This is a genomic window from Micromonospora ureilytica (genome assembly GCF_015751765.1).
Classification (GTDB): domain Bacteria; phylum Actinomycetota; class Actinomycetes; order Mycobacteriales; family Micromonosporaceae; genus Micromonospora; species Micromonospora ureilytica.
The window spans coordinates 6,227,236-6,238,645 of record NZ_JADOTX010000001.1; the positions used below are offsets into that span (position 1 = coordinate 6,227,236).

At 73.3% G+C, this 11,410-nt stretch carries 9 protein-coding genes; 6 read left to right on the plus strand and 3 right to left on the minus strand.

All coding sequences use genetic code 11. The features are described from left to right. Positions 1 to 33: 33 nt before the first annotated feature. Entirely contained in the window at positions 34 to 1,755 is a 1,722-nt protein-coding gene (locus IW248_RS28580; RefSeq protein ID WP_196929424.1) for a DEAD/DEAH box helicase, read from the minus strand. Between the two features lie 414 nt (positions 1,756 to 2,169). Here IW248_RS28580 and IW248_RS28585 point away from each other — a divergent pair, with 414 nt between their 5' ends. After that, positions 2,170 to 2,805, plus strand: a complete 636-nt coding sequence (locus IW248_RS28585; RefSeq protein ID WP_307788287.1) for a ferritin-like fold-containing protein — start codon at positions 2,170 to 2,172, stop codon at positions 2,803 to 2,805. A gap of 76 nt (positions 2,806 to 2,881) precedes the next feature. Here the strand turns inward: IW248_RS28585 and IW248_RS28590 are convergent, their stop codons facing one another. Further along, complete coding sequence (locus tag IW248_RS28590) at positions 2,882 to 3,109, minus strand: DUF3107 domain-containing protein (RefSeq protein ID WP_124822399.1); 228 nt, start codon at positions 3,107 to 3,109, stop codon at positions 2,882 to 2,884. Positions 3,110 to 3,173: 64 nt separating this feature from the next. Next, positions 3,174 to 3,812: a TetR/AcrR family transcriptional regulator gene (locus tag IW248_RS28595; RefSeq protein WP_110563158.1), complete on the minus strand. Its 639-nt coding sequence runs from the start codon at positions 3,810 to 3,812 to the stop codon at positions 3,174 to 3,176. A 149-nt stretch (positions 3,813 to 3,961) separates the two neighbouring features. On the opposite strand from IW248_RS28595, the gene IW248_RS33940 reads away from it, so the two are divergent. The 5 genes from IW248_RS33940 to moeZ all read left to right on the plus strand — a co-directional run bounded on the left by IW248_RS33940 (position 3,962) and on the right by moeZ (position 11,362). Then, the gene (locus IW248_RS33940) at positions 3,962 to 7,273 is read left to right on the plus strand and encodes a hypothetical protein (RefSeq protein ID WP_196929425.1); all 3,312 of its coding nucleotides are present in this window, start codon (positions 3,962 to 3,964) and stop codon (positions 7,271 to 7,273) included. A gap of 23 nt (positions 7,274 to 7,296) precedes the next feature. After that, positions 7,297 to 8,271 carry an alpha/beta fold hydrolase gene (locus tag IW248_RS28605; RefSeq protein WP_196929426.1) on the plus strand — a complete coding sequence of 325 codons (975 nt, stop codon included), beginning with the start codon at positions 7,297 to 7,299 and terminating at the stop codon, positions 8,269 to 8,271. 5 nt (positions 8,272 to 8,276) lie between these two features. Beyond that, a complete protein-coding gene (locus IW248_RS28610; protein ID WP_196929427.1) occupies positions 8,277 to 9,131 on the plus strand; it encodes a DUF3152 domain-containing protein in 855 nt (284 codons plus the stop codon). A gap of 188 nt (positions 9,132 to 9,319) precedes the next feature. Further along, positions 9,320 to 10,057: a DUF3152 domain-containing protein gene (locus IW248_RS28615; RefSeq protein ID WP_231396474.1), complete on the plus strand. Its 738-nt coding sequence runs from the start codon at positions 9,320 to 9,322 to the stop codon at positions 10,055 to 10,057. A 123-nt stretch (positions 10,058 to 10,180) separates the two neighbouring features. Then, positions 10,181 to 11,362 carry an adenylyltransferase/sulfurtransferase MoeZ gene (moeZ, locus tag IW248_RS28620; protein ID WP_196919866.1) on the plus strand — a complete coding sequence of 394 codons (1,182 nt, stop codon included), beginning with the start codon at positions 10,181 to 10,183 and terminating at the stop codon, positions 11,360 to 11,362. Positions 11,363 to 11,410 lie beyond the last annotated feature (48 nt).

Consider the following 11,410-nt stretch of genomic DNA (forward strand, 5'->3'; position numbering starts at 1 on the left):
GGCGGTGCGGGGGATGTCAGGTGTGGCTGGTGGTCAGTCGGCGGTCGCCTCGGCCGGCGTACCCGCGCCGGAACCGCCACCACGACGGCGCCGGCGGCGGCGCGGCTTGGACGCCTCGCCGTCGGACGCGGTGGCCGGCTCGGCGGGGCCGGCGTCGGCGGAGATCACTGCGGTCGCCTCGGCCGCGACCACCTCGCCGGCCCGGCGGCGACGCCGGCGGCGGGGGGTACGGCTGCTGTCGTCGGCGGTGTCGGCGGCGTCGGTCACGGGTGCCTCGGCGACGGCCGGCGTGCCGGCGTCGGAGCGGTCACGGCGGCCATCGCCCCGACCACGGCGCTCGCCGCGACCCTCGCCACGGCTCTCACCGCGACCCTCGCCACGGCTCTCACCGCGTCGGGGACCCCGACCACCGCTGTCGCCCCGACGGGAGCGGGTCGTCCCACCCAGATCCTCTTCGATCTCGGCGGACAGCCCGGCCCGGGTGCGCTCGGCCGTCGGCAGGGTGCCGCTGACGTCGGTCGGGATGTGCAGGTCGGTGTAGAGGTGCGGCGACGTGTGGTACGTCTCCGGCGGCTCCGGCATGTCCAGACCGAGGGTCTTGTCGATGATCCGCCAGCGCGGCATGTCGTCCCAGTCGACGAAGGTCACCGCGACACCCGTCGCGCCGGCCCGGCCGGTACGACCGATCCGGTGGGTGTAGGTGTCCTGGTCTTCCGGGCAGTCGTAGTTGATGACGTGGGTGACGCCCGTGACGTCCAGCCCACGAGCCGCCACGTCGGTGGCGACCAGGATGTCGATCTTGCCGGCCCGGAAGGCTCGCAGGGCCCGCTCGCGGGCACCCTGGCCAAGGTCACCGTGCACCGCGGCGACCGCGAACCCGCGGAAGTCGAGATCCTCGGCGACCCGGTCGGCGGCCCGCTTGGTACGCGTGAAGATCATGGTCAGCCCACGTCCCTCCGCCTGGAGGATGCGCGCCACCACCTCGACCTTGTTCATCGAGTGGGTGCGGTAGACCAGCTGCTGGGTCTGCGGCGACGGGCCGGTCTCGGCGGTGTGCCCGGCGTGGATCGTCATCGGCTGACGCAGGAAGCGCCGCGACAGGGTGACGATCGGGTCCGGCATGGTGGCCGAGAAGAGCATCGTCTGCCGGTCTTCCGGAAGCATCGCCAGGATCTTCTCGACGTCGTCGAGGAAGCCCAGGTCGAGCATCCGGTCGGCCTCGTCGAGGACGAGTGCGTGCACCCGGTCCAGACGGAGGTGCTTCTGCTTCTGCAGGTCCATCAGTCGACCAGGGGTGCCGACCAGGATCTCGACGCCCTTGCGCAGCGCGTCGATCTGCGGCTCGTACGCCACGCCACCGTAGATCGGCAGCACCCGGACACCACGCGTCCGGCCGGCGGCGGCCAGATCCTTGGCGACCTGGATGCCCAGCTCACGGGTGGGAACGACGACCAGCGCCTGGGGGACGCCGTCGCTGCCCTCGCCCGGGGCGAAGACCCGGTCGAGCAGCGGAACGCCGAAGCCGAGGGTCTTGCCGGTGCCGGTGGGCGCCTGACCGATCAGGTCGACGCCGCGCAGCGCGATCGGGATCGCGTATTCCTGGATGGCGAACGCGCGGGTGATGCCGGCCGAGGCCAGGGCCTCGACGGTCTCGGCGCGGGCGCCGAGTTCGGCGAACGTGGGGGCCTCCGGTCGAACCGGGGCGGTGGGGGCCAGTTCCTGGCCGTCCAGCAAATCTTGAGTCAGGTCGCTCATGTGGATGTGGGGGTGCCCTCTCGTGGGTGCGCCCGTCATGTCCTCAGGGCGCGTTCGGTATGACGCGGGCCACACGGTCGGCGGCAGATTGCCGAGCCGGACCGGGCCGCACGCGCGCCGCGGGCTGAGCTTCGATCAGATCGGCGCCCACGGCAACTGCTCCATGTTACCTGAACAGGCACACCCCCGTCCCGATTCCCAATCGGCCACCAGCCACGCGGGGCAAGTAAATGTGACCTACGCCACACTCGCCGCGCCCGCCCTGCACCCGTCCGCGTCGACCATGGGGTTGTGCTGGGGCACGAAGTTCGCAGAGCGCGACAAGGCAGGCACCATCACTCCTTGATCGACCAGAGGCGGCGCGGCACCGCGCGGGACCGCAGGCGCAGCCCGGCACGCGGTAGCCTGCCGCTCGTGTCTGCTTTCGCCGTCGCTGACCTCTTGGGTCTCGTCGCCTTCGGTGAGCTGCTCGCCTTCGAGCGGATGGCCGGCGACGCCCGACTCGCTCCCGACCTGCGCCGGCGTGCCGCGCTGAGCGAGATGGCCGCAGCCGAGATCGCCAACTATCGGCGCCTCGCCGACCGGCTCGCCGCGCTGGGCGTATCACCGGAGGATGCGATGGCGCCCTATGTCGAACCGGTGCAGGCGTACCACGACTCGACCGAGCCACGGGACTGGGCGGAAGTGGTCACCAAGGCGTACGTCGGCGACGCGATCACCGACGACTTCGTTCGCGAGATCGCCGACGCGCTGGAGGAACCGGACCGGGCGCTGGTGCTGGACGTCCTGCACGACTCCCGGTACGCGGACTTCGCCGCGGCGGAGATCCGGGTGGCCGTCGCCGACGACCCCCGGGTGGCTTCCCGACTCTCGATGTGGGCCCGGCGGCTGGTCGGAGAGGCGTTGTCGCAGGCCGGGCGCGTCGCCGCCGAGCGGGCCACACTCACCGCGCTGATCGCGCGGGACGGCCGGATCGACGTGCCTGGGTTGTTCGGCAGGCTCACCACCGCGCACACCGCGCGGATGGCCGCCGCTGGGCTGAACAACTGACCGCCCGGCTGGTCGGGGCCGGTGCCGGCCTGCGGCAGGTGGGCCGAGTGCCGACCTGCCGCGATGGCCGGACCGGTCAGCGGACGGTGAACCCGACCGCCCGGGACGACGCCTCGGCGATCTCGACGTAGGCGACCTTCTCGATCGGAACGATGACCCGCCGGCCCTTCTCGTCGGTCAGGGAGAGCGTGCCGCCGTTGCCGGCGAAGGCGTCGGTCACGATCTGCTCGATCTCGGCCGGCGACTGCGCGCTGTCCACTACCAGCTCGCGCGGCGCGTACTGCACGCCGATCTTGACCTCCACTGTGCCTCCTCAACTGGGGCGAAAGAACCGCCAGGCGAAGGCTATCCGATCACGGGGTCGGCGGTCAGGCTGACTCACCTTGCAGCGGGAAGCTCGCGATGCCCCGCCAGGACAGCGCGGCCACCAACGCCTCGGCCTCGGCCTTCGGCACCTGCCGGCCACCGGCCAGCCAGAACTGTGCGGCCGTCTCCGCCGCGCCGACCAGCCCGGAGGCGAGCAATTCGGCGTGTGCCCGGCTCACACCGGTGTCGGAGATGATGGTGTCGGTGATCGCCGCGATGCAGCCCTGCTCGACCCGCTCCACCCGCTGCCGTACCGCCGGGTCGTTGCGCAGATCCGACTCGAAGACGAGACGGAACGCCTCGCTCTCGTGGTCGACGAAGTCGAAGTACGCCCGTACCGACGCGCCGACCCGCTCCTTGTTGTCGCTGGTGCCGCGCATCGCATCTTGCACCTGAGCGACGATGGCGTCACAGTGCGTGTCGAGAAGCGCCAGGTAGAGATCCATCTTTCCGGGAAAGTGTTGGTAGAGCACCGGCTTCGACACCCCGGCCCGCTCGGCGATGTCGTCCATCGCGGCGGCGTGGTAGCCCTGCGCGACGAACACCTCCTGCGCCGCAGCGAGAAGCTGCTTACGACGCGCGGAGCGGGGCAGGCGGGTTGGCCGGCCAGCGGTCTGTGCACCGTTCCCCGCAGCGGTCATGGGATCCTCCGAGTTCTCAGTACGAGCCGGCATTTTCCCCCCAGACCGGGCGAGGCCCGTGACCTCGGTCGTGGAAATGGCCCGCCGCTGTAACTTATCGCCACTCTCGGCACACGGTAGCCTCAGCGGGGGCGACCAAGGAGCGCGCGGTGAGTGAAACAGGGCAACCCGGAGCCGCCACCCCGGGAGATCACGGTGACGGAGCGGGTCAGCACGACGACCCGAGCCGTTCCGTCAGCGGGTGGGCGCCTCCGGCGGGGGGGTGGCCCCGAGCCACCGACCGCGAGGACGCCCGGGACGAGGCGCCTCGCTGGCAGCCCGACCCCGCGTCGGGCTGGCGGACCTCCTCGACACGACACGGCGACCTGCCATCGCCGCTGGTCGGGCGGTCGGGCGATCCGGAGCCGCCGGCCCGCACCAACGGCCACCGCGTCAACGGCGCGCACCCCTCGGACGACGTCAACGGCGTCCAGCACCCCGGTCTCGAACCGCAGGCGGGACGCCCCACACCGGTGAGCGCCCCACCCGGGCTGCCCGCCGAGGGTCGCCCCGGGGCGGCCAGCGACCGGCTCGTGGTGCCCGCCCAACGTCCCGCACCGCCAACGGAACAGGGTGCCGCCAAGCCCGACACGGGCCCCGCCCCACACTCCACCGTCGATCCGGCTGCCGCGCACCGTGCCCGCTGGGCCGAGCCAGGGTTGCCCACCTCGGCCCCACCGGCCGTCCAGGTGCCGCCCGTCGGCACCGCCGCCTCGGGTTTCGAGGTGCCGCCCGGCTTCCACGCGCCGACCGGCGAGCGGTTGGCCGCCGACGAGCATCCGACAGCGCCACGCGACTGGCGAGAGCCGCTCGCACCGGAACACGCGGCGACCTCTGGACGCACCCCGGGCCCGGCCGGGCACTCCGACGAGGGCGAGCCCGGTCGCGCAGCCGAGAGTCCCCGGCCCGCTGAGACACACCGCGCCGGGGAGTCGTCGGCCATCGAGCCCGACTGGTCGGGCCCGAGCTGGAACCGTCCGAGTTGGGGCGGCGGGTGGGCCCCGCCCTGGTCCCGCCAGGACGACGAGCCGGTCAGCCCGGCAGCACCTGACGAGTCGGCGCCGGGCTGGGTCGCCGAGCCCAACCAGCCGTACGAGCCGGTGCGCGCCGAGGTGCCTCGCCCGTACGAGCCGGTGCGCGCCGATCAGCCCCGTGCGTACGAACCCGGCCGGGGCGAATCCGAGACCGCGCCGGAGCGCCCAGCGGAACCGACCAGCGCGCCACCCGCCGACCGTCCGTCCTGGGCGGGGTCTGGGGCGACCGGCGGACCCCGGGCCGACCGTCCGTCCTGGGCTGGCGGGGCCGAACCCGACCCCACGAGCGCGTCACCGGCGCTGCCGTCCTGGGCCGGGGGGTCCGATCCGGCGCCGACAAGCGTGCCGCCGGTGCGGCCGTCCTGGGCTGGCGGGGCCGACCCCGACCCCATGAGCGCGCCACCGGCGCTGCCGTCCTGGGCCGGGGGGTCCGATCCGACGCCGACAAGCGTGCCGCCGGCACGGCCGTCCTGGGCCGGCGGGTCCGAGGCAGCGACAAGCGTGCCCCCGGTACGACCGTCCTGGGCCGGCGGGTCCGAACCGCCCGCGACCAGCGCGCCATCCGCGCGGCCGTCCTGGGCCGGCGGGGCCGATCCGATACCGGCCAGCGCCTCGCCGACGCGGCCCTCCTGGGCCTCCAGTCCGTCACCTGCCGACCCGCCCGCGGTGGCCGAGCCGTCACCTCCGGCACCCGCCGGACCGCCTCCGGCGCCAGCCGGGCCACCTCCCACGCTGACCGACGCGCCGCCGGCTCCGGCGGGCCCGCCGCTGGTGGCGGAGCGTTCGTCCTGGACCAGCGGTTCGCCGACGGCGAGCAGTTCCCGGGCCGAGCGGCCGGACTGGTCCGAGGGCAGGCTCCCCGCGACCCCGGTCGAGCGACCGTCCTGGCCGACCAGTCGATCGGCCAGCACCGGTGGGGGCGACGGTGGCGAGACGCCCGGCCAGTCCCGGCCCGAGATCCGGCCGACCGCACCGTTCCGGCTCCGGCCGGCGACACCCGAGCCCGGTCCGTCGCCCGTCAAGTCGCAGCAACCGGCCGTGCCGGCCAACGACCCGCCGTCGACTGACGCCACCCCGCCCTCCATCGCAGCGGTCCCGCCCGCCGCCGTGAAGGGTCCCGGCCGCCGCGATCAGCCCGCACCGGCGTCCGCCTCTCCCTACGCGGCGCGCCGATCCGCACCCGACCTGACGTCGCCGCCCGGCGACGGGCAGCAGTCGTCCCCGAGCGCGGTGGTGCTGCCGCAGCGCGTCCCCGCGGAACCGGACGTGCCCGTCGTGCCGGAGCCGCCAGCCGTGGAGCCACCCGCCGAAACCCCGGAATTCGCCCGCATCGCCACCCACCTGCGTCGGGACGACGAACCAGCTCCACTGCGGGAACGCCCCGAGGGGTTCGACGTCAACGCCATCCTGGACGCCGTCCGGGAGGTGGCAGGTGTCCGCGACGCGGCCCTGCGACGTACGCCGGCCGGGGCGCACAGCCTGCGACTGGACCTGGCCGACGGCGCCGACCCGGCCGAGGTGAGCCGGCAGGTCGCCCGGCTTCTGCAGGAGCGGATGGGGCTGGCCGCGGCCCCGCAGAACGTGCCCGGCCTGCCCACCACGCCACCTCCGCCGGTTCGCCGTCGCGCGGCCGAGCCCGCCGAGCGGCGTACCCCGGAGACTCGAAACGCGGCTTCGCGCGATCCCGGCGAGGTTCGGGCGGCCGAATCGCCGACGGTCGTCCGTCCGCCCGCCGGTCGGGTCGAGGCCGCGCCGGCGGGCCCGGAGCAGCGGACCGGCACGGACCCGACGCGCCGCCGCCGGTCGAACGCTCCGCACCGGGGTCGCGCCACCGTGGAGGAACCCGGGTCGGTCTCGGCCGCGCCGGCCGCGCCGGCCGGCGCCGCGACAGGTAGCCCGGCGACGCTGGGCACGTCGTACTCGGGTGGTCAGGTGACCACGACGGAGTCGGCGCCGTCCCGGCCGCTGGAGACCGGCGGCGAGCCGGGGCCCCGGGTGGTGATCGACCACGTGCAGGTCAGCACCTTCGGCCTGGACGCGAACGTGGAGGTCCGGCTGCTGGCCGGGGAGGACAGCGCCTCCGGGTACGCCACCGGGCCGGCGGTGGACGGTTACGTGCTGCGGCTCTGCGCGGTGGCGGCGGCCGCCGCGGTGGACGAGTTGCTGCGCGGCGCCGAGAACGCCGAGCGGGGGCGCTGCTTCGTCGAACATGCGGCGGTGGTGCCGTTCGGCAACTGCGAAGTGGCCACAGTGGTGGCGCTGCTGGTCTGTGAGGGCTGGGTCGAGCAGCTCGCCGGGTCGGCCCTGGTCGCGGGTGATCCGCGTCAGGCGGTGGTCCGGGCGACGCTGGCGGCGGTCAACCGCCGGCTGGAGGCGCTGCTGTCCTGAGTGGTCCAAGGCAGACTGGAGCAATGAGACGCGCCACCCTCTGGCCGGACCACCTGCTCCCCGACCACCGCGTCCCGCCACCGTGGCCCGGTCGGGAGGTCCGCCTCGACGGCCGGGTCACGTACGTGCGGGACACCCCGGCGACCGCCGCCGGCGCGGAGCCGGCGCTGTACGTGCACGGGCTGGGCGGGTCGTCGCAGAACTGGACGGACCTGGCCGGGCTGCTCGCCGACCGCTTGGACGGTCAGGCCATCGACCTGCCCGGCTTCGGCCGGAGCGAGCCGGGCTCGCGCTACACGATTCCGGCCTTCGCGGATCTGGTCGTCCGCTGGATCGAGCATTCCGGTCGGGGTCCGGTGCACCTGTTCGGCAACTCGCTGGGCGGCGCGGTCGCGGTGCAGGTCGCCGGGCTCCGGCCGGACCTGGTCCGAACCCTCACGCTGATCTCCCCGGCGCTGCCGTTCCTGGATTTCCGGCGCTCGTTGCAGGGGCGGATGCTGCCGGTGCTCGCCATTCCCGGCGGTGAACGGCTGGTCGCCCGGCACCTCACGCAGCTCGCTCCGGAGGTGATGGCCCAGCAGGTGTTGGAGGCGTGCGTCGCCGACCTCAGCCGGATCTGCGATCAGCGCCGGGCCGAGGCGCTGGAGGAGATCCGGGTGCGGTACGAGGCCGAGCACTACGCCGCCGCGTACGTCCGGACGTTCCGGGGGCTGGTGTCCAGCTTCCTGCGGGCGTACCTGCCGGGTCCGGGGTCACTGTGGCGCCTCGCCGGGGCGGTACGCGCTCCGACCCTGGTGGTGGGCGGTCTTCAGGACCGCCTGGTCGACGTGCGGGTCGCGCCGCAGACCGCCCGGGTCATTCCGGACAGCCGATTGATGATGCTCGACGGTGTCGGCCATGTGGCGCAGTTGGAGGTTCCCCGGCTGGTTGCCCGCGCGGTGGTCGGCCTACTCGCCGAAACGGAGGACGCCGCGGGGCGGTCTGATCTGGCAGGCTGACCTGGATGCCCAGCTCAGCACGCCATCCTGTTCGCCGTCGGCGCCGTCTCGCGCTGCTCGCCCAACTGGTGGCGGTGGTGGTGGCCGTCGGCGCGGCGGTGACCGTGATCGCCGAGGGGCAGGGTGGGCACCCCGCCGCCGACCGGTTGGCTGTGGAGCAGATCGGCGCGCCGCCGCCGCTGGTCGCCGGGCCGCTGCCGCCGTCGGCCGACCCCTCGCCCTCCGACGTGGTCCCGTCCAGTCCGCCCCCGCTGTTGCGGGTGCCCGGCGCGGTTCCGAGCGCCGGCACGGGCAGGTTCGGCTATGACGCTCGCTCCGGCCCGGTGCTGGGTCGGGCGGGTGAGCTGCGGCGTTACCGGGTCGCTGTGGAGTCGGGCAGTGACGAGGACGCCGCCGAGTTCGCCCAGGCGGTTCAGACGGCGCTCGCCGGGCCGGGCAGTTGGGTCGACAGCGGCCGGCTGCGGCTGCAGCAGGTGCCCGGGGCCGCGCCTCGCGATTTCACCGTCTACCTGGCCACCGCCCGCACGGCGGGTCGGATGTGCGCCGAGGGTGGGGTGGACATTCGGGTGGGTGGCCGGCCGTACACGTCCTGTCGGGCGCCCGGCAAGGTGATCATCAACCTGGATCGGTGGCGGTTGTCGGTGCCGCACTTCGTCTCGGCCGGTGTGCCGTTGTCGGTCTACCGGACGTACGTGGTCAATCACGAGGTGGGTCACCAGCTCGGGCATCGGCATGAGCGCTGCCCCGGTGCGGGCCGGCCGGCGCCGGTGATGATGCAGCAGACGCTCTTCCTCGACGGGTGCCGGGTCAACCCGTGGCCGTACGTCGGCGGGCGTCGTTACGCCGGCCCCGCCCTCTGAGCCGATCGGCTCGACACGCCGATCATTGACCCCTCCATCAGGCGTCTTGCGGCAATAGCGATAAAAATGGAGAAATGCCCGAATAATCTGGCACGCTTGATGTCATGACGCCGTCGTCCCCTTACGGCCCGCCCCGGCCGCCCGGCCCCCGGTCGGCCTTCCGGGGTGTGCGTCCCGCGCTCGTTCGGATGCACAGGCGTCGTCGCCGCAGCATGCTGCTCGGCCTACTCGTGCTCGCCGCCGCCATCGGCGTGACGGTGAGCCGGGGCGGCGAGCCGCCGGACGAGCCGCCGGCCGCCACCCAGGGCGGAATGGGCCACGGCGGTGGGGTGGCCGCGCACCCGGCGCCCAGCACCTACCCGTCGGTCGGCGCGGGACGCTTCACCGCGGCCGACGGCGAGACACCCGTGCACGGCACGGACGGGCCACTGCGCCGTTACCGGGTCGTCGTCGAACGCGGCGCCGGCCAGGACCCCGACGTGTTCGCCGCCAGGGTGGACGAGGTGTTGGCCGACCCGCGCAGTTGGATCGCGTCAGATGAGCTGCGGGTGCAACGGGTGGCCGACGCCGGTGCCGCCGACTTCACCATCTACCTGGCCACCCCGGTCACGTCCGAGCGGATGTGCGCCGAGGGCGGGTTGACCACCGAGCGCTACACCTCCTGTCGCCTGCCCGGTCAGGTCATCATCAACCTGGCCCGCTGGATGGAGGCGGTCCCCGACTACGGCGCTCCGCTGGACACCTACCGGACCTACGTCATCAACCACGAGGTGGGCCACGAGTTCGGCGAGGAACACGAGGCGTGCCCCGACCCGGGGGAGCCCGCCCCGGTGATGCAGCAGCAGACGTACGGCCTGCATGGCTGCGTCGCCAACGCCTGGCCCTACCTCGACGGCCGTCGCTACGCGGGGGACATCGTCCCCTGATCGGCCGGGTCGTCGGTTATTCCCGCTCCCGCATACCGGACCACGTGTCATCCCTCATGGCCGAGCGGGGCTCCCGCGAGCAACAATGGCGCGGTTCACACCGCCGATCCCGGGGAGTCCACCGTGTCGTTGCCCCCGCTCGTCGAGCCCGCCGCCGAGCTGACCGTAGACGAGATCCGCCGCTACTCACGTCACCTGATCATTCCGGACGTCGGGGTGACCGGCCAGAAGCGGCTGAAGAACGCCCGGGTGCTCTGTGTCGGCGCCGGTGGCCTCGGGTCGCCAGCCCTGATGTACCTCGCCGCGGCCGGGGTCGGCACGCTCGGCATCATCGACTTCGACACCGTCGACGAGTCCAACCTCCAGCGCCAGATCATCCACGGCGTGTCCGACATCGGCCGGTCCAAGGCCGAGTCCGCCGCCGCGTCGATCCGCGAGATCAACCCCCTGGTCAACGTGGAGATCCACAACACCGCGCTGGACCGGGAGAACGTCCGCGAGATCTTCGCCCAGTACGACCTGATCGTCGACGGCACCGACAACTTCGCCACCCGCTACATGGTCAACGACGCGGCGGTGCTGCTAGGCAAGCCGTACGTCTGGGGCTCGATCTACCGCTTCGACGGCCAGGCGTCGGTGTTCTGGGCCGAGCACGGCCCCTGCTACCGCTGCCTCTACCCGGAGCCGCCGCCGCCCGGCATGGTCCCCTCCTGCGCCGAGGGCGGCGTGCTCGGGGTGCTCTGCGCGTCGATCGGCTCGATCCAGGTGAACGAGGCGATCAAGCTGCTCACCGGCATCGGGGAGCCGCTGGTCGGCCGCCTGATGGTCTACGACGCCCTGGAGATGGAATACCGCAAGATCAAGGTCCGCAAGGACCCGAACTGCGCGCTCTGCGGCGACAACCCGACGGTCACCGACCTGCTGGAAGACTACGAGGACTTCTGCGGCGCGGTCTCCGAGGAGGCCCAGGAGGCGACGCTCGACTCGACCATCACCGCCCTTGAGCTCAAGGAGTGGCAGGACGCCGGCAAGGACATCTTCCTCGTCGACGTGCGCGAGCCGGCCGAGTACGAGATCGTCCAGATCCCCGGCGCCACCCTGATCCCCAAGGGCGACATCATCTCCGGCGAGGCCCTCGCGAAGCTGCCGCAGGACCGGCAGATCGTGCTGCACTGCAAGTCCGGCGTCCGCTCGGCGGAGGCGCTCGCCGCGCTCAAGGCGGCCGGATTCAAGGACGCCGTGCACGTGCAGGGCGGCGTGCTCTCCTGGATCAAGCAGATCGACCCGTCGCTGCCCGCGTACTGAGCGATCGCGCCGGGGTGGCCCACGCGGGCCGCCCCGGCGAATCGACGC